The sequence below is a fragment of the Klebsiella sp. V115_8 genome (genome assembly GCF_029967715.1).
Classification (GTDB): Bacteria; Pseudomonadota; Gammaproteobacteria; order Enterobacterales; family Enterobacteriaceae; genus Klebsiella; species Klebsiella quasipneumoniae.
On sequence record NZ_JASCAR010000032.1, the window covers coordinates 12,401 to 39,380 of the forward strand.

The window sequence follows — 26,980 nt, forward strand, 5'->3', positions numbered from 1 at the left end:
CGGACGTATCACACGATACTGGATTAAGTATTGCAGGGATTACGCCAGTTCGGCAGAAGCGGTGAAAATCGGGATAAATGCAAAGTAAAAGACGAAATGTGTAAAATTTAATCTCATGGCGCCATTATTGGCACGTTTTATTCCTGAGCTGACGAGATTTTCTGCCTTGCGGCGTTGAGCGGCACGATCCGTCGTGGTGCGGGCTGCCCCAGCGCGGGGCAGCCGATGGTGAGAAAGGAGGCTTAGTCGAGCTGGGAGATCGCCATCGCCGCCCGGTCGATAATGCCGATGATCTGCTTGAGCTGGGCGGCGCTGCTGGCCTGCTGGTTCACTTTCAGGTCGAGGACCGCTTTGAAATTCTCCAGCGCGCGCTTCATCTGCGGATCTCGGCGCAGCTCGCAGCCGACCATCCGCGCCTGCAGACGCTCCTGGATATGGGCCAGATGCTCCTGGTTCTCCGCGTGCAGCTGTTTTCCCTCTTCGCTGATGACGATTTTTTTGCGTCCGTTGTCGTCTTCCACGCTGATGAGACCCTGGTCCTGGAGCAGATCCAGCGTCGGGTAGATCACCCCCGGGCTGGGACTGTAGTTCCCCTGGGTGAGGGTTTCGATCTCTTTGATCAGCTCATAGCCGTGGCTGGCGCTGCGGCTGAGGATGTCCAGAATAATCAGCCGCAGTTCGCCGTGGCCAAAGAAACGCTGGCGACGTCCGCCGCCGCGACGGCCATGGTCGCCGTGTTCGCTGGGGTCACCGTGGCGCCCGCGCGGCCCACGCCCGTCTTCATGATGATGTCGCATGGTTACCTCCTGCTATGTTTTGATATATCTAATTTATATCTAAAAAATGAATTCTCGCAATGCTGGTCGTGATTTATTTTTTAATTTGTTGATATTTATCTGTTTATTTCTGATGCTGGTATTTTAATGCGGTTTGTTTTGACTATATCAAAAAAAGACTTGCATTCTTTTTAGATGGCAATCATTATCATTTGCATCGAGTTTAGATATATCTATTTACTGTTCACGAAGGCGATCGATGATGACAAAAACCAAAGCAGACAAGTACCCGCAGCGTGTCCGCAATGAGCTGCGTTTCCGTGAGCTGACGGTGCTGCGCGTGGAGCGCGCAGGCGCGGCTTTCCAGCGCATCGTGCTGGGAGGCGAGGCGCTGGAAGGTTTCGTTTCCCGCGGCTTTGACGACCACACCAAGCTTTTCTTCCCGGAGCCGGGCGCGGCGTTTGCCCCGCCGCAGGTGACCGAGGAGGGGATTGACTGGGGCGAGGGCGTGCGGCCTGCTACCCGCGACTATACGCCGCTGTACGATGCCGAACGCCATGAGCTGGCGTACGACTTCTTTATCCACGACGGCGGAATCGCCAGCCGCTGGGCGCTGGAGGCAAAAGCGGGCGATAAGCTGGTGATCGGTGGTCCGCGCGGCTCGCTGGTGGTGCCGGAGGATTACGCCTGGCAACTGTATGTCTGCGATGAGTCCGGTATGCCGGCGCTGCGTCGTCGTCTGCTGGGTTTGCGTCAGCTGGCGGTGACGCCGCAGGTGACGGCCATCGTCACTATCGCCGATGCGTCATATAAAGATTATCTGGCGGATCTCGACGGCTTTAACATCGAGTGGGTGGTGGGCCACCATCCGGCGTTCGTCGCCGAGCGTCTGGCGCAGGTGAGGGTGCCGGCGGAGGATTATTTCATCTGGCTGACCGGCGAAGGCGCGGTGGTGAAATCGCTGCTGGCGCGCTTTGAGGATGAGAGCATCGATCAGCAGCTGGTGCGCTCGCAGGCGTACTGGCACAGCAAGTAAAAAGCCATCGTGGTCAAACCCGGATAGCGGCGCGTAGCGCCTTATCCGGGCTACGGTTGGCGCCGATTTGTAGCCCCGGTAAGCACAGCGCCACCGGGGAAGGCTTATCGTTCCGCCAGCGCTTTAAACACCATCGCTACCGCGTGGGCGCCGGGGTCCATGTTGCCGAGCAGGCTGTCGCTGTTGAGATAGGACGCTCGTCCGGCGCCGGCTTTGCCCGACTGGCAAGTGCGATCCGCGCCGGCCTGCGCCGCGGCAAAAGCGGCCTGCAGGTTCTCCGGTTCGGCGAGCAGCGCCGCCAGCGCTGGCTGCAGCGCGTCGATCATTGTCCGGTCGCCTTCCTCGGCGCCGCCGTAAAATTTCATCTGCTCCAGACCGGCGTTCAGCGCCTCGGCCACGCTGGCGCCGTGCCCCAGCTTCTGCCCGGCAGCGGTGAAGAAAATCGACATCAATACCCCGCTGGAGCCGCCCATCACCACCGTCAGGCGTTCGCCCGTGAGCGCGAACAGCGTGGGCAGATCGTTCAGCGGCAGCTGCTGGCGCTGCAGCAGGTCGGCAATCTCACGCGCCCCGGCGGCGAAGGTGGAGCCGGTATCGCCATCGCCCACTTTGGCATCCAGCGCGTTGAGATGGTCTTCAAGCCCGACGAGGGTGCCGGTCACCTGGGCCACGTAATCACCCACCTGCGGGTTGGCCGAAGGCGTAAAGTCGACGCGCGGGCTGGCGAGAGTGGACGGCATGATGTTAACCGTCCGCGGCTGCACCGGCCGCGGCCAGCCGGCGGTTTCCACATCCGCCAGCAGCGCTTTCTCAATACTCTCTTCCAACACGATGGCGCTCAGCGAGAAACCCTTCATATCCAGGGCCGTCACCAGCGAGGCCGGGCCAATCAACCAGTCAACGCGCGCCTGAAGCGGCGTGTTGGCCAGTTCGCGGGTCAGGATCGCCATTTCGGCCACCGACACGCCGCCGAGATTATTGAGCATCACCGCCAGACGGCCGGTTTCCGGCAGGGCAGCGGTCAGTTTTTCCACCATCAGGTTGACGATTTCCGCACTGTTTTGCGTGGCGATGGTGGAGGCGCCAGGTTCGCCGTGGATGCCCATTCCCAGCTCGGCGTGGCCGGCCTGATGGCGCGGCGCGCTGTCCGCCTCCTGCGGCAGATGGCAGCTGGCCAGCGCCACCCCGATGCTGGCGGTGTTGTTGGCGGCGTACAGCGCTTCGCGCAGTACGGTGGCGAGATTGTAGCCGCGCTCGGCAAAATAGCCCGCCACCTTATGGACGAACAGCGTACCGGCGATACCGCGCGGCTGTTTGTTTTCCGGCAGCGAAATGTCGTCGCCGACGATCAGCATTTCCACGTTGTAGCCGAGACGGCGCGCTTTCTCCGCCGCGAGGCCGAAGTTCAGCCGGTCGCCGGTATAGTTTTTTACGATCAGCAGGCAGCCCGCCTCGCCGGTCACCGCCTGAATGGCGGTAAGCACCGCGTCGACGCTCGGCGAGGCGAACAGATCGCCACAAACCGCGGCGGTCAGCATGCCTTTACCAATAAAGCCGACGTGCGCCGGTTCGTGGCCGGCGCCGCCGCCGGCGATCACCGCCACGTTGTTTTTATTCAGGTCGCGACGGACCACCACCCGGATCGCCGGATCGCTCTCCAGCCGGGCGAGGTTGTTCCACGGACTGGCGATGATGGTTCCCTCAATCACATCGTTGACGAGGCTGGCGCGCTGGTTAAAAAAGAATTGAGACATAGTGGTTCCTGAAGAGTAAGCGAAAACTCACCCTCCGGAGGCAGGCCTCCGGAGCGGTAACGGACAAAGTGGATTTAGTAACGGATAAGGCGCTGGCGGCGCATATCGAGCGCGATGGGCTCGCCGGGCTGCACGCTGTTCAGCGCCTCGCCCTGCTGACACAGCCAGGCGATCCCCGCCGCGCGGGCGATAATCGCGCCGTGGGCCTGTTCGCTGCCGTCGCGCAGGCACAGGCCTTTCACGCGGCTGGCATCCAGTTGCAGGACGGCCGACGGGAACATGTTGTCGGCGATAATAATGGTCGGCTCGCCGGGCGTCGGCAGCGTTTCCTGCACGTCCTGCAGATGGCGCAGGGTGCGCTGCAGAATATCTTCGATATCGATATAGCGCGCCTGGAGATAGGGGTCATCCAGCTGGCGATACTGCTGGCTGAGCTCCATCAGCACCTGATGCCACGCCCATTCCGCCGAGCACGGCTCGGTGAGCAGACGATCGTTGGCGGCATCAAACAGATCCTCATCGTCGAGCAGGGTGTGGTGCCCGGCGAAAATCGCCGCGATATCGGCGTTAAATTTATTCTCCGCCAGCTCGGTCAGGGCAGTGAGATCCGCCAGCGTCTGGTCGATAGCCCGGCGCAGCCGCTGCTGCTCGCGGGCGACATCGGCGGCGGCCGGGCGGACCGGCTGGATCAGGGCCAGCGGATAGCGCAGCGCGATACCTTCGACGCGTTCGGGGGCGGCCGGGGCCGCTGCCGGTTGCGCTGCAGGCGATTCGCCGAAGTTATCGGCGGCCAGCGCCTGAAACGCCGCCAGCGCCGCATCGGCCTCTGGCCCGCGGGCCAGCAGGCGCAGCTTATCGTTGCGCCGCACCTGCAGCAGGGCGATTTGGTTGAGGCTGTCCGGTTTGACGCACTTCCCGTTTTTCTCCAGCAGCAGATCGGCGTTAAAGCCCGCCAGCGCGGCGACCAGCTTCGACGCCGGACGCACGTGCAGGCCGTTGTGGTTCTGTATGACGACCGCAAGCGACTTGCTGTCGCCATCGTCGGCAAGCGTCGGCGCCGGGGCTGCGTCAGGGGTTGGCGAAGGTAAACCCAGCTGGATCCGTTTGGCCTCCAGGGCGTTCATGGCGTCGGCGATCACTTTGTCGATCCCGGCGCCGGAGGCGGCGCTGACGGTGGCCGCCAGCGTCCCCTCCACCAGCGGCGCGGCGCACAGCCGCACCTTCGCGGCAATCGCCGGATCGAGCAGGTCGAGGGCGGTCTCGGCGCTGAGCAACGCGCTGCCGATATCCATCATCACCAGCACGTGGTCGGTATCGGCGACGGATTCGATCGCTTCCATGACCTTGATCGGATCGGTGCCGATCGGGCTGTCTGGATCGTCGATCCCGGCGGCGATCGCCAGCTTGCAGCCGTCGTTGATTAACATCTGCCGGGCCAGTTCTCCGACACCTTCGCCCAGCCGGGCGCTATGAGAAACAATAACCAGGTTTACCATCGCGATTTCCTTACTCTTTGGCCGCGGCGGCCAGCATCTGCATCATAAACATCACTGACGTGGCGCCCGGATCCTGATGGCCGATGCTGCGTTCGCCAAGGTAGCTGGCGCGGCCTTTGCGCGCCTGCATGGTGATGGTGCTGTGGGCGCCGGCCTCCGCTGCTTTGCAGGCGGCATCCAGCGCGGCGGCGATCGACAGATGCTGCTCGCTGGACTGGCGCAGGGAGTCCACCACCGGCAGCCAGACGTCGCACATGGTTTTATCCCCTGGCTCCGCTTTACCGCGGTTGACGACGCCGTCCGCGCCTTCGCGGATCATCAGGTACAGTTCGTCGAGGGTCAGGCTCTGGTGGGCCTGAGTGACCTGCGCGGCGCGAATGAAGAAGGTGCCGAACAGCGGGCCGCTGGCGCCGCCGACGTTGGAGAGCAGCGTCATGCCGGTGTTTTTGAGGATAAAGCCAATATCTTTATCGGCAATCGACGGCAGCTTTTCCACCACCTTGCTGAACCCGCGGTGCATATTCAGGCCGTGGTCGGCATCGCCGATCTCTTTATCGAGGCCGGTGAGAAAATCGCTCTCTTTGGTGAAGATATCGCCGCAGCGGTACAGCCAGTCGACGATTTGCGTTCTGTTCAGTGACATGTCGTGCTCCTTAGTTTCCCCAGTTCAGCGCCGGGGTATGAACCGGGGCGTCCCATAGCGCCAGCGTCTCATCATCCGCTTTCAACAGGGTGATGGAGAAGCCCGCCATATCCAGCGAGGTGCAGTAGCTGCCGACGAGGTTGCGTTCGATGATGATGCCGGACGCTTCACAGCGCTGGGCGAGCCGGTGATAGACGCCGTACAGTTCGGACAGCGGCGTGGCGCCGAGGTTATTGACCATGGCGATGACCCGGTCGCCGTTTTGTAGCGCGGTTTTGCTCTGCTTCACTTCCTGCCACGCGCCCTTAACGGTATCCCACTGGCGCAGCGTGCGGCTGTAGGCGCCATTCTCCAGCAGGGTATCGAACATCTCATCGACGGTTTGGTCCAGCGAGCTGAAGCGACGGCGGTCGATGCCCGGCTCGCCGTGAATGCCGACACCGAACTCCATTTCATCGTCCTGCAGGGTAAAGGAGGGTTGTCCGGCGGCCGGTACGGTGCAGGCGCCGAGGGCGATGCCAATGGAGTGGCCGAGATTATTCAGGCGGCGCCCCAGTTCAGCGCAGGCCTCCAGCGAATCGCCGCGCTCGGCGGCGGCGCCGACCAGTTTTTCGATCAGTACGGTATTGGCGACGCCGCGGCGGCCTGCGGTATAGAGACTGTCTTTCACCGCCACGTCGTCGTCGACCACCACGGTGGTGACTTTTATGCCGCTCTCATGCAGCAGCTCGGTGGCGGTTTCGAAGTTCAGGATGTCGCCGGTGTAGTTTTTGATAATCAGCAGGACGCCTTCGCCGCCGTCAATCTGCATCGCGCATTCGAACATTTTATCCGGCGTCGGCGAGGTGAAGATTTCCCCCGGGCAGGCGCCAGAGAGCATCCCCTGGCCGATATAGCCGCAGTGCATCGGCTCATGGCCGCTGCCGCCGCCGGAGAGGAGGGCGACCTTGCCGGCCACCGGCGCGTCGGCGCGGGTGACGTACAGCGGGTCCTGGTGCAGGGTCAGCTGCGGGTGGGCTTTAGCCAGCCCCTGTAATTGTTCATTCAGTACATCTTCAACACGGTTAATCAGCTTTTTCATTATTCAGTGCTCCGTTGGAGAAGGTTCGATGCGGCCTCTCTGCTGGCGGAGGCGGTCATCGCGTAGGGGTATCGTCTGACGGTGCAGCGTGCCTGGCGATATGATGATTCTGGCTGAGCGGACGAAAAAAAGAATGCCCCGGGGATCGGGTTTCATTACGAAACATCACCTGCTGATTTTGTTTCTTTATGGAACGTTTTTGCTGAGGAAACGGTGAAAATGCGAGCTGGCGCGCTTTTTTTCCTCTGCCTTAAGCGCCGGTCATCGCGGCTGGCGCAGCGGGCGGAAAAAAATTTTTTGCTAAATTTCCCCCGGCTGTGGGGAAAAAGCCTGCCGCTAAAGGGGGATGGTAAGGGAATTATGCGGCAGAGGAGCGGATCGGGATCGCAATCCTGACGAAGACTAGGGTTTTTTGTTCCAATATGGAACGTAAAAATTTAACCTGTGTTTCATATCAGAACAAAAAGGCGAAAGATTTTTTTGTTCCGTGCCGGCCCTACAGTGATCGCACTGCTCCGGTACATTCCGTTGAGGCCGCGCTTTACCGGCCGGCGCGGATAACGCCAGGGCTCATCATGTCTACATGCGCACTTATTTGAGGGTGAAAGGAATGCTAAAAGTTATTCAATCTCCAGCCAAATATCTTCAGGGTCCTGATGCTGCTGTCCTGTTCGGTCAATATGCCAAAAACCTGGCGGAGAGCTTCTTCGTCATCGCTGACGACTTCGTGATGAAGCTGGCGGGGGAGAAAGTGGTGAATGGCCTGCAGAGTCACGATATTCGCTGCCATGCGGAACGGTTTAACGGCGAATGCAGCCATGCGGAAATTAACCGCCTGATGGCGATTTTGCAAAAACAGGGCTGCCGCGGCGTGGTTGGCATCGGCGGCGGTAAAACCCTCGATACCGCGAAGGCGATCGGTTACTACCAGAAGCTGCCGGTGGTGGTGATCCCGACTATCGCTTCGACCGATGCGCCGACCAGCGCGCTGTCGGTGATCTACACCGAAGCGGGCGAGTTTGAAGAGTATCTGATCTATCCGAAAAACCCGGATATGGTGGTGATGGACACGGCGATTATCGCCAAAGCGCCGGTACGCCTGCTGGTCTCCGGCATGGGCGATGCGCTCTCCACCTGGTTTGAGGCCAAAGCCTGCTACGATGCGCGCGCCACCAGCATGGCCGGGGGGCAGTCCACCGAGGCGGCGCTGAGCCTGGCCCGCCTGTGCTATGATACGCTGCTGGCGGAGGGCGAAAAGGCCCGTCTGGCGGCGCAGGCCGGGGTGGTGACCGAAGCGCTGGAGCGCATCATCGAAGCGAACACCTACCTCAGCGGCATTGGCTTTGAAAGCAGCGGCCTGGCCGCCGCCCACGCGATCCACAACGGTTTCACCATTCTGGAAGAGTGCCATCACCTGTATCACGGCGAGAAAGTGGCCTTCGGCACCCTGGCGCAGCTGGTGCTGCAGAACAGCCCGATGGACGAGATTGAAACCGTGCTGGGCTTCTGCCAGCGCGTCGGCCTGCCGGTGACCCTCGCGCAGATGGGCGTCAAAGAGGGGATCGACGCGAAAATCGCCGCGGTGGCGAAAGCCACCTGCGCGGAAGGGGAAACCATCCACAATATGCCGTTTGCGGTGACCCCGGAGAGCGTGCACGCCGCTATCCTCACCGCCGATCTGTTAGGCCAGCAGTGGCTGGCGCGTTAATTCGCGGTGGCTAAACCGCTGGCGCCGGTCGGCGGTCTTTCTTTCTCCCCTCTGGCAGCGGCTGCCGGAGGGGTTCTCTATGGTAAAACGCGGAAAACAGTATGACTGTTCAGACTCAGGATACCGGGAAGGCGGTCTCTTCCGTCATCGCCCAGTCATGGCATCGCTGCAGCAAGTTTATGCAGCGCGAAACCTGGCAAAAACCGCACCAGGCCCAGGGCCTGACCTTTGACTCGATCTGTCGGCGTAAAACCGCGCTGCTGACCATCGGTCAGGCGGCGCTGGAGGACGCCTGGGAGTTTATGGACGGTCGCCCCTGCGCGCTGTTTATCCTTGATGAGACCGCCTGTATTCTGAGCCGCTGCGGCGAACCGCAAACGCTGGCGCAGCTGGCTGACCTGGGGTTTCGCGACGGCAGCTATTGCGCGGAGAGCATTATCGGCACCTGCGCGCTGTCGCTGGCCGCGATGCAGGGGCAGCCGATCAACACCGCCGGCGATCGGCATTTTAAGCAGGCCCTGCAGCCATGGAGCTTTTGTTCGACGCCGGTGTTCGATAACCACGGGCGGCTGTTCGGCTCTATCTCGCTTTGCTGTCTGGTGGAGCACCAGTCCAGCGCCGACCTCTCCCTGACGCTGGCCATCGCCCGCGAGGTGGGCAATTCCCTGCTCACCGACAGCCTGCTGGCGGAATCCAACCGCCACCTCAATCAAATGTACGGCCTGCTGGAGAGCATGGACGACGGGGTGATGGCGTGGAACGAACAGGGGGTACTGCAATTTCTCAATGTTCAGGCGGCGAGACTGCTGCATCTTGATGCCCAGGCCAGCCAGGGAAAAAATATCGCTGATCTGGTGACCCTGCCGGCGCTGCTGCGCCGCGCCATCAAACACGCCCGCGGCCTGAATCACGTTGAAGTCACCTTTGAAAGCCAGCACCAGTTTATCGACGCGGTGATCACCTTAAAACCGATTGTCGAGTCGCAAGGCAACAGCTTTATTCTGCTGCTGCACCCGGTGGAGCAGATGCGGCAGCTGATGACCAGCCAGCTGGGCAAAGTCAGCCACACGTTTGAGCAGATGTCAGCCGACGATCCGGAAACCCGGCGGCTGATCCACTTTGGCCGCCAGGCGGCGCGCGGCGGCTTTCCGGTACTGCTGTGCGGTGAAGAGGGGGTGGGGAAAGAGCTGCTGAGCCAGGCCATCCACAATGAAAGCGAGCGGGCGGGCGGCCCCTACATCGCCGTCAACTGCCAGCTGTATGCCGACAGCGTGCTGGGCCAGGACTTTATGGGGAGCGCCCCCACCGATGATGAAAATGGCCGCCTGAGCCGCCTTGAGCTGGCCAACGGCGGCACCCTGTTTCTGGAAAAAATTGAGTATCTGGCGCCGGAGCTGCAGTCCGCCCTGCTGCAGGTGATTAAGCAGGGAGTGCTTACCCGCCTCGACGCCCGCCGCCTGATCCCGGTGGATGTGAAGGTGATCGCCACCACCACCGTCGATCTGGCCAACCTGGTGGAACAGAACCGCTTTAGCCGCCAGCTGTACTATGCGCTGCACTCTTTCGAGATCGTCATTCCGCCGCTGCGCGCCCGGCGCAACAGTATCCCGTCGCTGGTGCATAACCGCCTGAAAAGCCTGGAGAAGCGTTTCTCTTCCCGACTGAAAGTGGACGATGACGCGCTGGCCCAGCTGGTGGCCTACTCGTGGCCGGGAAATGATTTTGAGCTTAACAGCGTGATAGAGAACATCGCCATCAGCAGCGATAACGGCCACATTCGCCTGAGCAACCTGCCGGAATATCTCTTTTCCGATCGACCGGGGGCCGATAGCGGCTCATCGCTGCTGCCGGCCAGCCTGACCTTTAGCGCCATCGAAAAAGAGGCCATTATCCACGCCGCCCGGGTGACCAGCGGGCGGGTGCAGGAGATGTCGCAACTGCTGAATATCGGCCGCACCACCCTGTGGCGCAAAATGAAGCAGTACGATATCGACGCCAGCCAGTTCAAGCGCAAGCATCAGGCCTAGTCTCCTCGATACGCGCCATGGAGAACAGGGCGTCCGACAGACGATTGCTGTAGCGTTTGAGCGCGTCGCGCAGAGGGTGCGAGCGGTCCATGGCCGTCAGCAGACGTTCCAGCCGACGGGCCAGGGTGCGCGCCACGTGCAGCTGGGCGGAGGCGAGATTCTTCCCCGGGATCACAAACTGTTTCAGGGGGCCGCTTTCGGCCATATTGCGGTCGATAAGTCGCTCCAGGGCGGTGATCTCCTCCTCGCCGATCGTCTGGCTCAGGCGGACCAGGCCCCGCGCATCGCTGGCCAGTTCGGCCCCCAGCGCGAACAGCGTCTCCTGAATCTGATGCAGACTTGCCCGCAGCCCGGCGTCGCGGGTGGTGGCGTAGCAGACGCCCAGCTGGGATATCAGTTCATCGACGGTGCCGTAGGCCTCGACGCGAATATGGTCTTTCTCGATGCGGCTGCCGCCGTACAGGGCGGTGGTGCCTTTATCTCCGGTGCGGGTATAGATACGGTACATTCAGCTTCTCTCACTTAACGGCAGGACTTTCACCAGCTGCCCGGCGTTGGCGCCGAGCGTACGCAGATGATCGCGGCTATCGGTGACGTGCCCGGTCGCCAGCGGCGCGTCCGCCGGCAGCTGGGCATGGGTTAGCGCGATCTCGCCGGCTGCGCTGAGCCCAATGCCCACCCGCAGCGTCGAGCTTCTGGCCGCCAGGGCGCTCAGCGTATCGGCGTCACCGCCTTCGTCGCAGGATACGGTCTGGCAGGGGACCCCCTGCTCCTCCAGCCCCCAGCACAGCTCATTGATGGCGCAGGCATGGTGCCCGCGCGGATCGTAAAACAGGCGTACGCCCGGCGGTGAAAGCGACATGACGGTCCCCTCGTTAACACTCAGAATGCCTGGCGGAAAATCGCGGCAATCTCCTGCTCGTTGCCCTTACGCGGGTTCGAGAACGCGTTGCCGTCTTTCAGGGCCATCTCCGCCATGTACGGGAAGTCGGCCTCTTTCACCCCCAGATCGCGCAGATGCTGCGGAATCCCGATATCCATCGACAGACGCGCGATGGCGGCGATAGCTTTTTCCGCCGCGTCGAGGGTCGACAGTCCGGCGATATTTTCGCCCATCAGTTCGGCGATATCGGCGAATTTTTCCGGGTTGGCGATCAGGTTATAGCGAGCCACGTGCGGCAGCAGGACGGCGTTGGCCACGCCGTGCGGCATGTCGTACAGCCCGCCCAGCTGATGCGCCATGGCGTGCACATAACCGAGGTTGGCGTTATTGAAGGCCATCCCGGCCAGCAGAGAGGCGTAGGCCATGTTTTCCCGCGCCTGAAGATTGCTGCCGAGGGCGACGGCCTGGCGCAGGTTGCGGGCGATGAGGCGGATCGCCTGCATGGCGGCGGCGTCAGTCACCGGGTTGGCGTCTTTAGAGATATAGGCCTCTACGGCGTGGGTCAGGGCATCCATCCCGGTCGCCGCGGTCAGGGCGGCCGGTTTGCCGATCATCAGCAGCGGATCGTTGATGGAGACCGACGGCAGGTTGCGCCAGCTGACGATCACAAACTTCACTTTGGTTTGGGTGTTGGTCAGGACGCAGTGGCGGGTGACCTCGCTGGCGGTGCCGGCGGTGGTGTTGACCGCGACGATGGGCGGCAGCGGGTTGGTCAGGGTCTCAATCCCGGCATACTGATAAAGATCGCCCTCATGGGTGGCGGCGATGCCGATGCCTTTGCCGCAGTCGTGCGGGCTGCCGCCGCCCACGGTGACGATAAGGTCGCACTGCTCGCGGCGAAACACGGCGAGACCGTCGCGCACGTTGGTGTCTTTCGGGTTCGGCTCGACGCCGTCAAAGATCGCCACCTCGATGCCGGCCTCCCGCAGATAATGCAGAGTTTTATCCACCGCGCCATCTTTTATCGCCCGCAGGCCTTTGTCGGTAACCAGCAGGGCTTTTTTACCCCCCAGCAGTTTGCAGCGTTCACCGACCACGGAAATAGCGTTGGGGCCAAAAAAGTTAACATTTGGCACCAGATAATCAAACATACGATAGCTCATAATATACCTTCTCGCTTCAGGTTATAATGCGGAAAAACAATCCAGGGCGCACTGGGCTAATAATTGATCCTGCTCGACCGTACCGCCGCTAACGCCGACGGCACCAATTACCTGCTGGTTTAAAATAACCGGCAGGCCGCCGCCAAAAATAATGATTCGCTGTTGATTGGTCAGCTGCAGACCATACAGAGATTGTCCTGGCTGAACCGCTGGCGTAATTTCATGGGTGCCTTGTTTCAGGCTGCAGGCGCTCCAGGCTTTATTCAGCGAAATATCACAGCTGGAGACAAAGGCTTCGTCCATCCGCTGGACAAGCAGCGTGTTGCCGCCGCGGTCAACCACGGAAAATACCACCGCTACGTTGATCTCATTAGCTTTTTTCTCCACTGCTGCCGCCATTTTCTGGGCGGCGGCCAGGGTGATAGTCTGAATGTGTTGGCTCTTGTTCATGATTATCTCCCGCGCCAGGGTAATGCTGACGCGAATAGTCAGTAGGGGGCGAAAGTAAAAAAACTATCGCCACGCGGTTGGCTTAATTTATTTTTCTCAGCGTTATTTTGTCGCCCGCCATGATTTAGTCAACAGGTCAAAAAAGGTCTCAGAAAAACGCGATGGCGGGATTTTTTTATTAATTGATTTATATCAATGCTGGCGATCACATTTTTTATTTTAGCCGTTGCGGCGGGGTTTCATAGTGAAACTGTTTGCCGATTTAACGTGCCAGATTGAAACAAAATTAATTTTATTTTTTTCACCAGTGGCTCCTTTAAAGTTCCGCTATTGCCGGTAATGGCCGGGCGGGCAGCGACGCTGGCCCGGCGTGTTCGCTACCGTCTGCGGATTTCACCTTTTGAGCCCATGAACAATGAAAAGATCAAAACGATTTGCAGTACTGGCCCAGCGCCCCGTCAATCAGGACGGGCTGATTGGCGAGTGGCCTGAAGAGGGACTGATCGCCATGGAAAGCCCCTTTGACCCGGTCTCGTCGGTCAAAGTGGAAAACGGTCGGATCGTCGAGCTGGACGGCAAGCGCCGGGACCAGTTTGATATGATCGACCGGTTTATCGCCGACTACGCGATCAACATTGAGCGCACGGAGCAGGCGATGCGTCTGGAGGCGCTGGAGATAGCCCGCATGCTGGTGGATATCCACGTCAGCCGGGAGGAGATCATCGCCATCACCACCGCCATCACGCCGGCCAAAGCGGTTGAAGTCATGGCGCAGATGAACGTGGTGGAGATGATGATGGCGCTGCAAAAGATGCGCGCCCGCCGAACGCCCTCCAACCAGTGCCATGTCACCAACCTGAAGGATAATCCGGTGCAGATTGCCGCCGACGCCGCCGAGGCCGGGATCCGCGGCTTCTCCGAGCAGGAGACCACGGTCGGTATTGCGCGCTATGCCCCGTTTAACGCCCTGGCGCTGCTGGTCGGCTCGCAGTGCGGCCGCCCCGGCGTGTTGACGCAATGCTCGGTGGAAGAGGCCACCGAGCTGGAGCTGGGCATGCGTGGCTTAACCAGTTACGCCGAGACGGTGTCAGTCTACGGCACCGAGGCGGTATTTACCGACGGCGATGACACCCCATGGTCAAAGGCGTTCCTCGCCTCGGCCTACGCCTCCCGGGGGCTGAAAATGCGCTACACCTCCGGCACCGGCTCCGAAGCGCTGATGGGCTATTCGGAGAGCAAGTCGATGCTCTACCTCGAATCGCGTTGCATCTTCATTACCAAAGGCGCCGGGGTGCAGGGTCTACAGAACGGGGCGGTGAGCTGCATCGGCATGACCGGCGCCGTGCCCTCGGGCATTCGGGCGGTGCTGGCGGAAAATCTGATCGCCTCCATGCTCGACCTCGAAGTGGCCTCGGCCAACGACCAGACCTTCTCCCACTCGGATATCCGCCGCACCGCGCGCACCCTGATGCAGATGCTGCCGGGCACCGACTTTATTTTCTCCGGCTACAGCGCGGTGCCGAACTACGACAACATGTTCGCCGGCTCGAACTTCGATGCGGAAGATTTTGATGATTACAACATCCTGCAGCGCGACCTGATGGTTGACGGTGGACTGCGTCCAGTGACCGAGGCGGAAACCATCGCCATTCGCCAGAAAGCGGCGCGGGCGATCCAGGCGGTCTTTCGCGAGCTGGGGCTGCCGCCGATCGCCGACGAGGAGGTGGAGGCCGCCACCTACGCGCACGGCAGCAACGAGATGCCGCCGCGTAACGTGGTGGAGGACCTGAACGCGGTGGAAGAGATGATGAAGCGCAATATTACCGGCCTCGATATTGTCGGCGCGCTGAGCCGCAGCGGCTTTGAGGATATCGCCAGCAATATTCTCAATATGCTGCGCCAGCGGGTCACCGGCGATTACCTGCAGACCTCGGCCATTCTCGATCGACAGTTCGAGGTGGTGAGCGCGGTCAACGACATCAATGACTATCAGGGGCCGGGCACCGGCTATCGCATCTCCGCCGAACGCTGGGCGGAGATCAAAAATATTCCGGGCGTGGTCCAGCCCGACACCATTGAATAAGGCGGTATTACTGTGCAACAGACAACCCAAATTCAGCCCTCTTTTACCCTGAAAACCCGCGAGGGCGGGGCGGCTTCTGCCGATGAACGCGCCGATGAAGTGGTGATCGGCGTCGGCCCCGCCTTCGATAAACACCAGCATCACACCCTGATCGATATGCCCCATGGCGCGATCCTTAAAGAGCTGATTGCCGGGGTGGAGGAAGAGGGACTTCACGCCCGAGTGGTGCGCATTTTGCGCACGTCCGACGTCTCCTTTATGGCCTGGGATGCGGCGAACCTGAGCGGCTCGGGGATCGGCATCGGTATCCAGTCGAAGGGCACCACGGTCATCCATCAGCGCGATCTGCTGCCGCTCAGCAACCTGGAGCTGTTCTCCCAGGCGCCGCTGCTGACGCTGGAGACCTACCGGCAGATTGGCAAAAACGCCGCGCGCTATGCGCGCAACGAGTCACCTTCGCCGGTGCCGGTGGTGAACGACCAGATGGTGCGGCCGAAATTTATGGCCAAAGCCGCCCTGTTTCATATCAAAGAGACCAAACATGTGGTGCAGGACGCCGAGCCCGTCACCCTGCACGTCGACTTAGTAAGGGAGTGACCATGAGCGAGAAAACCATGCGCGTGCAGGATTATCCGTTAGCTACCCGCTGCCCGGAGCATATCCTGACGCCCACCGGCAAACCATTGACCGACATCACCCTCGAGAAAGTGCTCTCTGGCGAGGTGGGCCCGCAGGATGTGCGGATCTCCCGGCAAACCCTTGAGTACCAGGCGCAGATTGCCGAGCAGATGCAGCGCCATGCGGTGGCGCGCAATTTTCGCCGCGCGGCGGAGCTTATCGCCATCCCTGACGAGCGCATTCTGGCTATCTATAACGCGCTGCGCCCGTTCCGCTCCTCGCAGGCGGAGCTGCTGGCGATCGCCGACGAGCTTGAGCACACCTGGCATGCGACGGTGAATGCCGCCTTTGTCCGGGAGGCGGCGGAAGTGTATCAGCAGCGGCATAAGCTGCGTAAAGGAAGCTAAGCGGAGGTCAGTATGCCGTTAATAGCCGGGATTGATATCGGCAACGCCACCACCGAGGTGGCGCTGGCGTCCGACGACCCGCAGGCGAGGACGTTTGTTGCCAGCGGGATCGTCGCGACGACGGGCATGAAAGGGACGCGGGACAATATCGCCGGGACCCTCGCCGCGCTGGAGCAGGCTCTGGCGAAAACGCCATGGTCAATGCGCGATGTGTCTCGCATCTATCTTAACGAAGCCGCGCCGGTCATTGGCGATGTGGCGATGGAGACCATCACCGAGACCATTATCACCGAGTCAACCATGATCGGTCATAACCCGCAGACCCCGGGCGGGGTGGGCGTCGGCGTGGGGACGACCATCGCCCTCGGCCGGCTGGCGACGCTGCCGGCGGCGCAGTATGCCGAGGGGTGGATCGCGCTGATTGACGACGCTGTCGATTTCCTTGACGCCGTGTGGTGGCTCAATGAGGCGATCGACCGCGGGATCAACGTGGTGGCGGCGATCCTCAAAAAGGACGACGGCGTGCTGGTGAACAACCGCCTGCGCAAAACCCTGCCGGTGGTGGATGAAGTGACGCTCCTGGAGCACGTACCCGAGGGGGTGATGGCGGCGGTGGAGGTAGCCGCGCCGGGGCAGGTGGTGCGGATCCTGTCGAATCCCTACGGCATCGCCACCTTCTTTGGGCTGAGCCCGGAGGAGACCCAGGCCATCGTCCCCATCGCCCGCGCGCTGATTGGCAACCGCTCAGCGGTGGTGCTCAAGACCCCCCAGGGCGACGTGCAGTCGCGGGTGATCCCGGCGGGCAAGATCTACATCAGCGGCGAAAAGCGCCGTGGAGAAGCCGATGTCGCCGAGGGCGCGGAGGCGATCATGCAGGCGATAAGCGCCTGCGCTCCGTTACGCGACATCCGCGGCGAACCGGGCACCCACGCCGGCGGCATGCTCGAGCGGGTGCGCAAGGTGATGGCGTCCCTGACCGGCCATGAGATGAGCGCGATTTACATCCAGGATCTGCTGGCGGTGGATACATTTGTTCCGCGCAAGGTGCAGGGCGGGATGGCTGGGGAGTGCGCCATGGAGAATGCCGTCGGGATAGCGGCGATGGTGAAATCGGATCGTCTGCAGATGCAGGTTATCGCCCGTGAGCTGAGCGCCCGACTCCAGACTGAGGTGGTCGTGGGCGGCGTGGAAGCCAACATGGCCATCGCCGGGGCGTTAACCACGCCGGGCTGTGCGGCGCCGCTGGCGATCCTCGACCTCGGCGCCGGTTCGACGGATGCGGCGATCGTCAGCGCGGAGGGGCAGATCGCCGCGGTGCATCTCGCCGGGGCGGGAAATATGGTCAGCCTGCTGATTAAAACCGAGCTGGGTCTCGAGGATCTTTCGCAGGCGGAAGCGATAAAAAAATACCCGCTGGCCAAAGTGGAAAGCCTGTTCAGTATCCGCCACGAGAATGGCGCAGTGGAGTTCTTCCGGGAAGCCCTCAGCCCGGCGGTGTTCGCCAAAGTGGTGTACATCAAGGAGGGCGAACTGGTGCCGATCGATAACGCCAGCCCGCTGGAAAAAATTCGTCTTGTGCGCCGCCAGGCGAAGGAGAAAGTGTTTGTTACCAACTGCCTGCGCGCGCTGCGCCAGGTCTCCCCCGGCGGTTCCATTCGCGATATCGCCTTTGTGGTGCTGGTGGGCGGCTCATCGCTGGATTTTGAGATCCCGCAGCTGATCACCGACGCCCTGTCGCACTACGGCGTGGTCGCCGGGCAGGGCAACATTCGGGGAACAGAAGGGCCGCGCAATGCGGTCGCCACCGGGCTGGTGCTGGCCGGTCATGCCGATTAAGCCGGCGCTCGCGCCAGCCTCTCTCTATAACGTGCTATTTCAGGATGCCAATGATGAACCAGACTTCTAGCTTAACCGGGCAGTGCGTGGCCGAGTTTCTTGGCACCGGACTGCTCATTTTCTTCGGCGCGGGCTGTGTCGCTGCGCTGCGGGTCGCCGGAGCCAGCTTTGGCCAGTGGGAAATCAGTATTATCTGGGGCCTCGGCGTCGCCATGGCCATCTATCTGACGGCTGGCGTCTCCGGCGCGCACCTTAATCCGGCCGTCACTATTGCCCTGTGGCTGTTCGCCTGTTTTGAACGCCGTAAAGTACTGCCGTTTATTGTCGCCCAGACGGCCGGGGCATTCTGCGCCGCCGCCCTGGTGTACGGGCTCTATCGTCAGCTGTTTCTCGATCTTGAACAGAGCCAGCATATCGTTCGCGGTACCGTCGCCAGCCTTAACCTGGCCGGGGTCTTTTCCACCTACCCGCATCCGCATATCACCTTTTGGCAGGCGTTTGCCGTAGAGACCACCATCACGGCGATCCTGATGGCGATGATCATGGCTCTGACCGACGACGGCAATGGCATCCCGCGCGGGCCGCTGGCGCCGTTGCTGATTGGCTTGCTGATCGCCGTGATCGGCGCGTCGATGGGGCCGCTAACCGGCTTTGCGCTGAATCCGGCGCGTGATTTTGGCCCTAAACTGTTTACCAGTCTGGCCGGCTGGGGCGCGATCGCCTTTACCGGCGGGCAGTCGATACCCTACTTTTGGGTGCCGCTGCTGGCGCCGGTGGTGGGGGCGATTATGGGGGCGTTTTTATACCGCAAGCTTATCGGCCACCATCTGCCGTGCGAATGCGCTAGCGATGAGTGAGACGGGGCCCGCCGCATCTCGGCGGGCAACGAGGTTAACTTCCCCCGGCGAGTCGCCGGGGATCGGGGTTATTTCTTGATGACCGCATTGAGCTCGCCGAGTTTGGCGGCGGGGTTCTTGTGGCACTGCTGCAACATTTTCGGCACCGAGACGGTCTCGACTTCATGCCAGTCGACGTAGTCCCCGCCGCTGAAGTCGGTGTTGCGGTTCACCACCCAGAAGGCCACCGGGGTCATGCTTTTTGGGTTCATATCCATAAACTCCTGACAGGTCATATTCTGCGGTGTGGTTTCCAGAACCGCGAACGCCGGGCTGGTCATCAGACAGAATGTGGTGGTCGCTACGGTCAGTACGAGTGCTTTAGGCAAATTCATTTTCTTCTCCAGTGACAAAATAGGGCTTAAGCCTGGGCGTGCTTCATTTTATTGCGCAGGACCAGCAAGCCGATGGCGCTAAATATCATTTCAACGCCGATAAAGGCGGTAATAAATATCCAGCTTTGCTGCGGATTCATGGCCAGCCACAGGCAGGCGATAAGTAAATCCAACAGGCCGATAAAAATATTCCAGCCGGCGCCGCTTTGTTTTCGGGTTTGACATCCGTTGACGATGCGGGAAATACCGCCGAGAACAAATAAAAAGCCGAATAAGAGGGCCAGGCTGCTCATGCCGTTAAGAGGATTAACGACAAAGCTCAGGCCGAGCACGATCCAGGCGATGGCGAAGATCAGCGCCACCAGGCGTGATTTCCAGTGCTGCTGGCGGAAGACGATCAGGCTGTACAGTGAGTAGAAGCCGCAGATCATCAACAACATGCCGGTCACCGTGGCGAGATACCAGCCGGCGACCAGCGGCCAGGCCAGGCAACAGGCCCCGCAGATAAACAGCAGCGCGGCCATCAAGCCGGCATGCCGTTTATATCGAATGAAGACGCGTGGGTTAAACGCATTTAAGGTGTAATGGCTAAACATAAACATAATTGCTCCGCAGATCCCGGTTGCCGGCCTGACGCTGAATAAAATGCGTCATGCTTTATTCAGCGGGCCAAAAGAAAGGTCTGAGGAAAATAGTAGGCCGCGCTATCGGCAGGCGTAAATAAGAGCGCTGAGGTGACTTTATACGCCTTGTCTGACAGCTGTCAGACAAGGCCCGCAATATTCCTTCCGGGCTCTGATTCTCAATGCCCATGATATTTTTTAAGCTGGCTGCGTTTGGTGATGCTTACCGATTTTAATCAGGAGTTAACGATGAAAAAAGTCATTCTGGCGAGCCTGCTGGCAACCATGATGGGTACCTCTCCGGTGTGGGCAGCAGATAGCGCGACGGCAGCGCCATCCACGGCAGCCACAGCGCAGGTGCAGAAAGAAGCCGCCGATGTGCTGCAGGTGGCAGTGCAGGGCGCGAACGCGATGCGCGATGTCCAGTTCGCCCGTCTGGCGCTGTTCCATGGCCAGCCGGATAGCGCGAAAAAACTGACTGACGACGCCGCCGCGCTGCTGGCCGCCGATGACGCCAGCTGGGCGAAGTTTGTGAAAACCGATGCTAAAGCCAAAATGATCGCCGATCGCTATGTGGTCATTAACGCCTCTATCGCTCTGTCTGAAGACTATGTAGCCACGCCGGAAAAAGAGAGTGCCATTAAATCCGCTAACGAAAAACTGGCGAAAGGCGATCAGAAAGGGGCTATCGATACCCTCCGTCTGGCCGGTATTGGCGTAATTGAGAACCAGTATCTGATGCCGCTCAACCAGACCCGTAAGGCGGTGGCGCAGGCGCAAGACCTGCTGAAAGCTGGAAAATATTACGAAGCGAATCTGGTGCTGAAAGGCGCTGAAGAGGGCATCGTGGTGGACAGCGAGATGTTGGTGGCAGGCAACTGATACCTGTTCCACCCTGAGAGAGCGCAGAGGGAGAAACTGACAAGGATGTCCCCTTAACGGTCGGGCAGGCGGACTGCCCGACCGGAACGGCTAGCGGCCGATCAGGGCGTCGATTTCGCCATCGATCTCGCGCATGACGCCGGTGATGCGCTGTACCACCTCCAGACAGCTTGCCGGCGTTAGCGAGTCAGGCCGCTTCGCCTCAAAAGGGGCGCACAGCGCTTGCAGCGCAGTAATCCCCAGAATTTGCGCTGAACCGTGCAGACGGTGCAGCGCTCGCAGAAAGATCTGCGGCTCATGCCGGGCGATTGCCTGTCCGGCAGCCTGTAAATCCGCGGCCGACGCATCGCGGAACGTCTCCAGCATCTCAGTCATCAGCGCCTGGTCTCCCCCGGTATTTTCGGTCAGCACGCTGAGCCGCAGGTGTCGGGTGACGTTTGGCGATGCGTGGCCCACCGCTAAACGGCTGAGCTCGTGGCTCAGCGTCTGAACCGACACTGGCTTAAACAGACACATATTCATGCCGCTGGCCAGACAGGCCTCCCGCGACTGCGGCAGCGCGCTGGCGGTCACCCCCCAAATCATCAGGTCCGGGTAGCGCCGACGTAGCGACGCCGCCAGCGCCAGGCCATCTTTCTTCGGCATATTGAGGTCCGTGATCAGCAGATCGTAATGTTTGCCAGCGAGCTTATTCTCCGCCTCTTCACCGTCGCAGGCTTCATCGACGCTATAGCCGATAGTGCTGAGCTGGCGCTTGAGCAGCAGCCGGTTGGTGGGATGGTCGTCGGCTATCAATATCGACAGCCCGGGCAAGGCCTGCTGCCTGGCCGGCAACGCCTTCGGCGCGCGAACGGCGCAGCGACTCACCTTGACTGGCAGGGTGATGGTGAAGGTGGTCCCCACGCCAGGATGGCTAACCATCTCCAGTCGGCCCTGCATGAGTGCGACCAGCTCCTGGCAAATGACCAGACCCAGGCCGGAACCGGTCTGTTTGCGCCCCTGGCGCGCCTGGGCATAACGGTGAAAGAGAGTGGTCTGCTCTTCTTCGCCGATCCCGCAGCCGCTGTCGCTAATGATGAGGGTCAGCTCCCCCTGCGTCTCATCCGCTTGCGTCAGCCGGCAGTCGACCTGAATCGCGCCCTCGGTGGTAAACTTCAGCGCATTGCCGATGAGATTATTGAGGATTTGCCGTAGCGCCTGCGGGTCGATCCACAGCATGGTCCCCTCCTGTAGCGCGTTATGGTCGTGGAGCGCGATCCCCTTTTGCTGCGCCAGCGCGCCGAAGGTGTGGCACTGCTGCGACACGACCTGTGCGACATCGCTCCACTGCGGGGTGATCTGGTATTTCCCCGACTCAATCTTGTCGATATCGAGAATATTACCGATCAGCCCCAGCAGGGTTTGCGCCGTCGACCCCGCCAGCTCGATCGCCTCTTTACGCTGACCGACGCTCAGCTCCGGTTTCGCCAGCAGTTCCAGAAAGCCGACGATGGCGCTCACCGGCGTGCGCAGCTCGTGGCTCATGCTGGCCAGAAAGCGACTCTTGGCTTTTGTCGCCTGAATCGCTTTGTCTTTTTCCCGCTCCAGGGCGCAGGAGAGGGTCTCCTTCTGCGCCAGCTCCTCCTCCAGCCGCTGCTGAGAGTCTTTGCGTTTGCGCACTTCCCGGCACAGGGAGAGTCCCCACCCGAGGCTGATGGCGATCAGCACCAGCGCGAAGGCGATCAGCTGGTAAAACTGGCGGCTGTACTGGCTCCAGTTCTCTATTTGCTGGCTGGAAATTTTCGACCACTTCTCGGTCATCTGCAGAATATCCCGCGGCGGAATGGCCTGCAGCGCTTTGCTGAGGATGGCGGCCAGCACCGGCTCATCGCGCGGGATCGCCAGCCGAATAGCGGCGACCGGGAGTCCGTCGATGCGGGCGTAGTGCAGACCCTGTGGATAATAGTGGTCGATCATATAGCGGGCGGAAAGCTCCGACGCTACCGCGGCATCCACCTCGCCTTCCTCCACCATCTTCATCGCGACGCCAACGTTATCCGTCTCCACCCAGTCAACCTGTGGAAAGCGCGCTTTCAGGTCGTGGGCGGCGATTGGCCCCACTGGCAGGGCGATCCGCGCCGGGCGGGCCAGCAGATGTGGGTCGGGGGCGCTACCGCGGGCGACCAGCACAAAAGCCACGTTAATCAGCGGGTCGCTGAGGGTGACGTAGGCCTGCGGCTGTGGGGTCAGAGTCGCGGCGGGCATGATCGCCCAGTCCTCTTTTTCCATTCGCTTTGCCAGATCCTGACGGTTGCGCACCAGGATGGGGTCAAACTGCAGCCCGGTCTGTAGCGAGAAAATATTCAGCATATCGGCCATAATGCCGCGCAGCTCGTCCTCGTCATCCACCAGAGTAAAAGGCGGAAAATAGGGGTTGACCAGCAGGCGGACGCGACGATGCTTCTGTAGCCAGCGCTGCTCTTCGGCGCTAAAGGATAGCGGCGTATTGAGAAATGACAGATCGCCGCGGTTGAGCCAGTTTTGCATGATCCGCATCGCGGTATCGCTGTCGATAGCGTGGATAAAACGGTCAAGGAGCTGGTGCAGCGCCGGTCGATCCTCGCGGGTGACAAAGCGGTTGTGCTGCTCCTGCTGACGAAAATAGTGTGCGATGACCAGCGATTGCGAGAAATATTTCGAGATGCAGTGGCCGGTGGTGATGTTATTGCCGATGAAATACTGATTCTCGCCGCTGACCACCGAGGCGAGAGCCTGATAGTCGCTATCGTAAAGGGTGATTTTGGCGTTGGGAAACGCCTGCTGAATGATATCGAAAAAGGCGCAATCGCGGGTGCAGGCCAGCGTGACGCGGCGGTCGGTGGTCAGCGGCGGCAGGGGGGATTTTAGCGAGGTGACCAGCGTCGGCCAGGTTTTGATCAGCGGTGCGGTGTGCGTCAGTCCCGGCGCGAGCGCATCCCGGTGCGCCACCTGAGTGAGCAGGGTATCCACCTGGCGGTCGGCCAGGGCGGCCAGCGCCTGCTGCTCGGTGTCATATTGGCGGATAACCACCTTCAACCCGAGGCTGTGCGCCATTAGCGCCAGATAGTCGGCGTTAATTCCCTGATAGCTCTCCTCGTCGCTGTCGTAGACGATAGGCGTCATCTCAGGCAGCCAGGTGCCGACGGTCAGCGTCGGCCGGGCGGCCAGCCAGACCTTTTCCGTATCGTTAAGCGGAATGTCGATTGCCGCAATGTGGGCATGGCTTTTCAGCTCCAGTTGCTTCATGGCAAACGCGGCGGGGGAGTGGCTTAGCGCCAGTCCGACAATCAGGGATAAAATAAGACGAACAACCATGGCATCACCCTATTTTATTGCGTTGCGCAAAGTCATAAAGCTCAAGCAGGGAGCTGCAGCCTAATTTATCCATCAGACGGACCTTATAAGTGCTGACCGTCTTATTGCTGATATTCATTTTGCTGCCGATGGTGGTGTAGTCGACACCGCTGAGGATATAGCGGAAGACTTTCATCTCCTGCGTTGACAGCGTATCCAGCCGGTCCTGATCGGTGATGCCGTGGGTGCAGAAGCGCTCCAGTGAAAAGGGGAAATAGCTGTAGCCATTATTGGCCGCCTCGATCGCGGCGAGGATATTATTCATTCCCTCTTTTTTACTCACAAAACCATTGGCCCCGCAGTCGGCGCTGCGTTTGCCGTAGAACCGTTCATTTTTGGCGGAAATGACGATAATTTTTCCCTGGTAGCGGCGTTTGCGCAGCTGCTCAAGAACGTCGATGCCGCTGAGCTCCGGAATATCGACGTCAACGATCAGCAGGTCAGGCTGCATCGTTTCGGCGGCCTGCACCGCATGAGCGCCGCTGTCGAGCTCTGCCGCGACGGTAATACCGTTGGTATCGAGTAGGTTGCGAATGGCGATACGTGCCAATGGATGATCGTCAATGATTATCGCATTCATGGGGGCGTAAATCCTGATATGAAAAAGAAGGGCGATGTCTGGTGCAGGTGCGGCGGGGGTTATTTTTATCGATGCCGTAATAAGGCGCAATTGTAACACAAATCGTTTTCGCCCGGGGAAGATATTCTGGGCGAACCCTCGCTGAATATATTTGCATATCTGGATGACAGCTGTAGGAACAGGCGTTCGCTTACTTCAGCGCTGTCTGGTATTAAAAAAAATGCAAATGATTAATCTGCTCTTTTTAAGGTGAGTTGCCGGGAATATCGTCCGGTGACAACTGGCAGGTAAAATAATAACAATGGCAAAAGTGAAGCTCGCCCTTTGGCAAAAATGGGTTTGGAAACGTCTAATGGCAGGAATAATACTCGTGGCAATGAGTAGCGCCGCGGTGGGAAAGGACGCCTCGCCCGCTGAGGCGCGGACGCGCGATATGATGCGCTGTCAGGATTATCTGCAGCTGGATCCGCGCACCTGGACGCCGATGGTGATCTGGCTGATGAACGATCCTTTTTCCCTGCAGCCGCCGGAGTGGACCGACTTCCATGAAGCCGAGCTGGTGCTGACGCCGATCCTCACCGAAATCTGCCGTCAGGAGCCAGATGCCTGGCTGACTTCGCTGCGTGAACGGCTCAATTCCTACCAGCAGGTGCGGTCGCTAAATTAAGCGACCGCGATAAAGCGGCAGAAAAAGTGACTAAATGTGCAGTTAGCAGCCCATTCCTGCGCCGGGGATCGGCAGCGGTCCGCTTTTTGCGACAGGGCGTCGCAGGCCTTGCTCGCTGGCGTCGGGTTGGCGCCGGCGCAGATGGCATCCAGAGGCGCTGTCATCTGCGCGCTTTCACATTTATTTCCCGGCGGCAGAAAAATTCAGCGTTAATCCAACGCCGACCTCGTTAATTTTGATAAAACGCGCCAGGCTAACCTTCGCCGCAAGATCGGTACAATGGCATGGATAGACAGAGCCCGGGGACAATGCTTTAAGGTAATCCCCTGTCTGTGTGAGGCGATCTTCATCAGCATTTTGCAAATGGAACCCGCCAATGACCGAAACAACGTGATGTTCTCCGGTAACCTGTTTCGCATATTCAATAATGTTAGCTATTCCCGCGTGAGAACAGCCTGTGACTACTACCAGTCCATCTTCTGTCTTTATTGCCAGCGCAGAATCATCCATAACGTAATCATCAGTGATTTCGCCTGTCTCATCCACCGTTTGGCCTACCGGTGTCAGCATCTCGAATTTATTGTCCCTTGGTATTTGACCAAGGAAGATGATGTTTTCAGTGAGTGGATAAGGTTTTTGGCTGCAAACTTTGTTGAAGAAGAGATCATTTTTATCGAATCTGTAGTTTATCCCTATAGATTTTTCATCAAAATACTTTGGGCTTAATGCATCTGGATGGCAGATTAAGTTTATCTTCTTCTCGGGAGTGAAGTTGAGTCGATCATAATATTGGGTTAAATGATTGAGGCCCCAGGTATGATCGTTATGGCCATGGGATAACACGATACTATCGATACTGGTCAAATCTATTTTCAACGTTTGCGCATTTTGCAGGAAAACATCTGAATATCCCGTATCGAAAAGGATTTTTTGACCATCATACTCAATCAGATAAGACACACCAGGTTCACCGATAAGGTACCTGTCAATTAATGTATTATTATCAACCAGAACCGTTAATTGCATCAATAAATCCTCGATGTGGCGCCAACAATATAAAAAACGGCATCTTTCTATTCTGGACTGGTGTTATGCCACACTCATTGCGGATAAGCAATTCACCAACATTTGTCATGCATGCCAGGGCTGACCTGATGCCGCCGGGAAAAAGGATGAGCTTAACTAAAAAATTTGCATAGTGCCGTTTCTCGCTTGCGTTAGCCATTTATGCAATCGCGGCCATGCTCATCGCAAGGGAGACAGTAGTTATGCAATCGCTGGCTTTCATCCCTGACAACATAACCGGTCTATGGGGATACCGATATCGCGCCACGCCCTGATGGTCGACCAATCGAACGCTACCGTAAAGTCGGGCCGTTCGACATGAACGATCCTGAGGGCAGCAGGGATAGGAATGCGCAGTTGCCCGCATCGCTGACCTGACTTGAGAAACGTCGTATCCAGTAGTGTTGCTAATATTGATATATCTTATTTCTATTTGTTATTAATGAAACATTGACAGTGTTTAGCTGAACTGATTCAGCTAATGGTTCACAGGATAATATTTTGTAAAAATTATGTGATTAAAATTTAAAGGTTTGTAGTCAGCGCTAAAGATAGAAAGATCGTCTGGATTTTATCCGCTACCTTGAAGGGATTAATAA

Annotated in this window: 25 protein-coding genes and 1 pseudogene; 10 read left to right on the plus strand and 16 right to left on the minus strand. The window is 59.4% G+C overall.

The window, feature by feature from the left end; translation table 11 throughout:
- Positions 1-242 precede the first annotated feature (242 nt).
- Positions 243-797 (minus strand): PadR family transcriptional regulator, encoded by a 555-nt coding sequence (locus QLG03_RS14305; RefSeq protein ID WP_255988838.1) that lies wholly within the window; start codon positions 795-797, stop codon positions 243-245.
- 238 nt (positions 798-1,035) lie between these two features.
- On the opposite strand from QLG03_RS14305, the gene QLG03_RS14310 reads away from it, so the two are divergent.
- A complete protein-coding gene (locus tag QLG03_RS14310) occupies positions 1,036-1,812 on the plus strand; it encodes a siderophore-interacting protein (protein WP_162823504.1) in 777 nt (258 codons plus the stop codon).
- A 104-nt stretch (positions 1,813-1,916) separates the two neighbouring features.
- Here QLG03_RS14310 and QLG03_RS14315 read toward each other — a convergent pair whose 3' ends face one another.
- The 5 genes from QLG03_RS14315 to QLG03_RS25315 form a co-directional block, all read right to left on the minus strand.
- Positions 1,917-3,566: a glycerone kinase gene (locus QLG03_RS14315; RefSeq protein WP_255988836.1), complete on the minus strand. Its 1,650-nt coding sequence runs from the start codon at positions 3,564-3,566 to the stop codon at positions 1,917-1,919.
- Between the two features lie 74 nt (positions 3,567-3,640).
- Positions 3,641-5,062, minus strand: coding sequence for a dihydroxyacetone kinase phosphoryl donor subunit DhaM (gene dhaM / locus QLG03_RS14320; RefSeq protein WP_065882627.1), 1,422 nt, complete (start codon positions 5,060-5,062; stop codon positions 3,641-3,643).
- Positions 5,063-5,072: 10 nt separating this feature from the next.
- Positions 5,073-5,705: a dihydroxyacetone kinase subunit DhaL gene (gene dhaL / locus QLG03_RS14325; RefSeq protein WP_017899726.1), complete on the minus strand. Its 633-nt coding sequence runs from the start codon at positions 5,703-5,705 to the stop codon at positions 5,073-5,075.
- 10 nt (positions 5,706-5,715) lie between these two features.
- Entirely contained in the window at positions 5,716-6,786 is a 1,071-nt protein-coding gene (dhaK, locus tag QLG03_RS14330) for a dihydroxyacetone kinase subunit DhaK (protein WP_032454135.1), read from the minus strand.
- Between the two features lie 155 nt (positions 6,787-6,941).
- Positions 6,942-7,145 carry a hypothetical protein gene (locus QLG03_RS25315; protein ID WP_048298715.1) on the minus strand — a complete coding sequence of 68 codons (204 nt, stop codon included), beginning with the start codon at positions 7,143-7,145 and terminating at the stop codon, positions 6,942-6,944.
- A 251-nt stretch (positions 7,146-7,396) separates the two neighbouring features.
- Here QLG03_RS25315 and QLG03_RS14335 point away from each other — a divergent pair, with 251 nt between their 5' ends.
- The gene (locus QLG03_RS14335; protein ID WP_008806556.1) at positions 7,397-8,494 is read left to right on the plus strand and encodes a glycerol dehydrogenase; all 1,098 of its coding nucleotides are present in this window, start codon (positions 7,397-7,399) and stop codon (positions 8,492-8,494) included.
- A gap of 101 nt (positions 8,495-8,595) precedes the next feature.
- Positions 8,596-10,521, plus strand: coding sequence for a dihydroxyacetone kinase operon transcriptional regulator DhaR (gene dhaR / locus QLG03_RS14340; RefSeq protein ID WP_044524806.1), 1,926 nt, complete (start codon positions 8,596-8,598; stop codon positions 10,519-10,521).
- Here dhaR and QLG03_RS14345 read toward each other — a convergent pair.
- From QLG03_RS14345 to QLG03_RS14360, 4 genes are read right to left on the minus strand one after another with little or no spacing between them, the layout of a single operon-like run.
- Positions 10,499-11,029, minus strand: coding sequence for a cob(I)yrinic acid a,c-diamide adenosyltransferase (locus QLG03_RS14345; protein ID WP_044524805.1), 531 nt, complete (start codon positions 11,027-11,029; stop codon positions 10,499-10,501). The two genes, dhaR and QLG03_RS14345, sit on opposite strands and share 23 nt — an antisense overlap.
- On the minus strand, positions 11,030-11,383 hold the full coding sequence (locus tag QLG03_RS14350; RefSeq protein WP_023291062.1) for a glycerol dehydratase reactivase beta/small subunit family protein: 354 nt from the start codon (positions 11,381-11,383) through the stop codon (positions 11,030-11,032).
- Between the two features lie 20 nt (positions 11,384-11,403).
- On the minus strand, positions 11,404-12,567 hold the full coding sequence (dhaT, locus tag QLG03_RS14355) for a 1,3-propanediol dehydrogenase (RefSeq protein WP_032454132.1): 1,164 nt from the start codon (positions 12,565-12,567) through the stop codon (positions 11,404-11,406).
- 21 nt (positions 12,568-12,588) lie between these two features.
- Positions 12,589-13,017, minus strand: coding sequence for a heme-binding protein (locus tag QLG03_RS14360; RefSeq protein WP_023291060.1), 429 nt, complete (start codon positions 13,015-13,017; stop codon positions 12,589-12,591).
- Positions 13,018-13,432: 415 nt separating this feature from the next.
- Between QLG03_RS14360 and QLG03_RS14365 the strand changes: the two genes are divergently transcribed.
- Genes QLG03_RS14365 through QLG03_RS14385 form a run of 5 tightly spaced genes read left to right on the plus strand, consistent with a single transcriptional unit; the run spans position 13,433 to position 18,818 of the window.
- The gene (locus QLG03_RS14365) at positions 13,433-15,100 is read left to right on the plus strand and encodes a propanediol/glycerol family dehydratase large subunit (RefSeq protein WP_048298367.1); all 1,668 of its coding nucleotides are present in this window, start codon (positions 13,433-13,435) and stop codon (positions 15,098-15,100) included.
- A 12-nt stretch (positions 15,101-15,112) separates the two neighbouring features.
- Positions 15,113-15,697 (plus strand): propanediol/glycerol family dehydratase medium subunit, encoded by a 585-nt coding sequence (locus tag QLG03_RS14370; protein WP_023291058.1) that lies wholly within the window; start codon positions 15,113-15,115, stop codon positions 15,695-15,697.
- A gap of 2 nt (positions 15,698-15,699) precedes the next feature.
- A complete protein-coding gene (locus QLG03_RS14375) occupies positions 15,700-16,125 on the plus strand; it encodes a glycerol dehydratase small subunit DhaB3 (protein ID WP_023291057.1) in 426 nt (141 codons plus the stop codon).
- Between the two features lie 12 nt (positions 16,126-16,137).
- On the plus strand, positions 16,138-17,961 hold the full coding sequence (locus tag QLG03_RS14380) for a diol dehydratase reactivase subunit alpha (RefSeq protein WP_048335365.1): 1,824 nt from the start codon (positions 16,138-16,140) through the stop codon (positions 17,959-17,961).
- Positions 17,962-18,014: 53 nt separating this feature from the next.
- Complete coding sequence (locus QLG03_RS14385) at positions 18,015-18,818, plus strand: MIP/aquaporin family protein (protein ID WP_032428996.1); 804 nt, start codon at positions 18,015-18,017, stop codon at positions 18,816-18,818.
- 68 nt (positions 18,819-18,886) lie between these two features.
- Here QLG03_RS14385 and hdeB read toward each other — a convergent pair whose 3' ends face one another.
- Both hdeB and QLG03_RS14395 read right to left on the minus strand, forming a co-directional pair.
- The gene (hdeB, locus tag QLG03_RS14390) at positions 18,887-19,192 is read right to left on the minus strand and encodes an acid-activated periplasmic chaperone HdeB (protein WP_255988828.1); all 306 of its coding nucleotides are present in this window, start codon (positions 19,190-19,192) and stop codon (positions 18,887-18,889) included.
- Positions 19,193-19,218: 26 nt separating this feature from the next.
- Entirely contained in the window at positions 19,219-19,794 is a 576-nt protein-coding gene (locus QLG03_RS14395) for an HdeD family acid-resistance protein (RefSeq protein WP_023291053.1), read from the minus strand.
- Positions 19,795-20,034: 240 nt separating this feature from the next.
- Here QLG03_RS14395 and QLG03_RS14400 point away from each other — a divergent pair, with 240 nt between their 5' ends.
- Complete coding sequence (locus tag QLG03_RS14400) at positions 20,035-20,697, plus strand: YfdX family protein (RefSeq protein WP_162923972.1); 663 nt, start codon at positions 20,035-20,037, stop codon at positions 20,695-20,697.
- Between the two features lie 90 nt (positions 20,698-20,787).
- Here QLG03_RS14400 and QLG03_RS14405 read toward each other — a convergent pair whose 3' ends face one another.
- Both QLG03_RS14405 and evgA read right to left on the minus strand, forming a co-directional pair.
- Complete coding sequence (locus QLG03_RS14405) at positions 20,788-24,030, minus strand: transporter substrate-binding domain-containing protein (protein WP_255988826.1); 3,243 nt, start codon at positions 24,028-24,030, stop codon at positions 20,788-20,790.
- Positions 24,031-24,034: 4 nt separating this feature from the next.
- Positions 24,035-24,649: an acid-sensing system DNA-binding response regulator EvgA gene (gene evgA / locus QLG03_RS14410; RefSeq protein ID WP_023291050.1), complete on the minus strand. Its 615-nt coding sequence runs from the start codon at positions 24,647-24,649 to the stop codon at positions 24,035-24,037.
- A gap of 301 nt (positions 24,650-24,950) precedes the next feature.
- On the opposite strand from evgA, the gene QLG03_RS14415 reads away from it, so the two are divergent.
- Entirely contained in the window at positions 24,951-25,316 is a 366-nt protein-coding gene (locus QLG03_RS14415) for an HdeA/HdeB family chaperone (RefSeq protein WP_072096603.1), read from the plus strand.
- A gap of 71 nt (positions 25,317-25,387) precedes the next feature.
- On the opposite strand, the pseudogene QLG03_RS14420 reads toward QLG03_RS14415, so the two are convergent.
- Positions 25,388-25,465: pseudogene (locus QLG03_RS14420) on the minus strand (hypothetical protein); the annotation flags it as partial.
- Between the two features lie 31 nt (positions 25,466-25,496).
- Complete coding sequence (locus tag QLG03_RS14425; RefSeq protein ID WP_130941497.1) at positions 25,497-26,342, minus strand: MBL fold metallo-hydrolase; 846 nt, start codon at positions 26,340-26,342, stop codon at positions 25,497-25,499.
- Positions 26,343-26,980: the final 638 nt, after the last annotated feature.

Coding starts and splice junctions, on each gene's coding strand:
- dhaK (WP_032454135.1), bottom strand. CDS start 6,786: ATGAAAAAGCTGATTAACCGTGTTGAAGATGTACTGAATGAACAATTA.
- dhaM (WP_065882627.1), bottom strand. CDS start 5,062: ATGGTAAACCTGGTTATTGTTTCTCATAGCGCCCGGCTGGGCGAAGGT.
- QLG03_RS14305 (WP_255988838.1), bottom strand. CDS start 797: ATGCGACATCATCATGAAGACGGGCGTGGGCCGCGCGGGCGCCACGGT.
- QLG03_RS14310 (WP_162823504.1), top strand. CDS start 1,036: ATGATGACAAAAACCAAAGCAGACAAGTACCCGCAGCGTGTCCGCAAT.
- QLG03_RS14350 (WP_023291062.1), bottom strand. CDS start 11,383: ATGTCGCTTTCACCGCCGGGCGTACGCCTGTTTTACGATCCGCGCGGG.
- QLG03_RS14365 (WP_048298367.1), top strand. CDS start 13,433: ATGAAAAGATCAAAACGATTTGCAGTACTGGCCCAGCGCCCCGTCAAT.
- QLG03_RS14380 (WP_048335365.1), top strand. CDS start 16,138: ATGCCGTTAATAGCCGGGATTGATATCGGCAACGCCACCACCGAGGTG.
- QLG03_RS14385 (WP_032428996.1), top strand. CDS start 18,015: ATGAACCAGACTTCTAGCTTAACCGGGCAGTGCGTGGCCGAGTTTCTT.
- QLG03_RS14335 (WP_008806556.1), top strand. CDS start 7,397: ATGCTAAAAGTTATTCAATCTCCAGCCAAATATCTTCAGGGTCCTGAT.
- QLG03_RS14395 (WP_023291053.1), bottom strand. CDS start 19,794: ATGTTTATGTTTAGCCATTACACCTTAAATGCGTTTAACCCACGCGTC.
- evgA (WP_023291050.1), bottom strand. CDS start 24,649: ATGAATGCGATAATCATTGACGATCATCCATTGGCACGTATCGCCATT.
- dhaT (WP_032454132.1), bottom strand. CDS start 12,567: ATGAGCTATCGTATGTTTGATTATCTGGTGCCAAATGTTAACTTTTTT.
- QLG03_RS14315 (WP_255988836.1), bottom strand. CDS start 3,566: ATGTCTCAATTCTTTTTTAACCAGCGCGCCAGCCTCGTCAACGATGTG.
- QLG03_RS14415 (WP_072096603.1), top strand. CDS start 24,951: ATGGCAAAAGTGAAGCTCGCCCTTTGGCAAAAATGGGTTTGGAAACGT.
- QLG03_RS14345 (WP_044524805.1), bottom strand. CDS start 11,029: ATGTACCGTATCTATACCCGCACCGGAGATAAAGGCACCACCGCCCTG.
- QLG03_RS14360 (WP_023291060.1), bottom strand. CDS start 13,017: ATGAACAAGAGCCAACACATTCAGACTATCACCCTGGCCGCCGCCCAG.
- QLG03_RS14375 (WP_023291057.1), top strand. CDS start 15,700: ATGAGCGAGAAAACCATGCGCGTGCAGGATTATCCGTTAGCTACCCGC.
- QLG03_RS14425 (WP_130941497.1), bottom strand. CDS start 26,342: ATGCAATTAACGGTTCTGGTTGATAATAATACATTAATTGACAGGTAC.
- hdeB (WP_255988828.1), bottom strand. CDS start 19,192: ATGAATTTGCCTAAAGCACTCGTACTGACCGTAGCGACCACCACATTC.
- QLG03_RS14405 (WP_255988826.1), bottom strand. CDS start 24,030: ATGGTTGTTCGTCTTATTTTATCCCTGATTGTCGGACTGGCGCTAAGC.
- dhaL (WP_017899726.1), bottom strand. CDS start 5,705: ATGTCACTGAACAGAACGCAAATCGTCGACTGGCTGTACCGCTGCGGC.
- dhaR (WP_044524806.1), top strand. CDS start 8,596: ATGACTGTTCAGACTCAGGATACCGGGAAGGCGGTCTCTTCCGTCATC.
- QLG03_RS14400 (WP_162923972.1), top strand. CDS start 20,035: ATGCTTACCGATTTTAATCAGGAGTTAACGATGAAAAAAGTCATTCTG.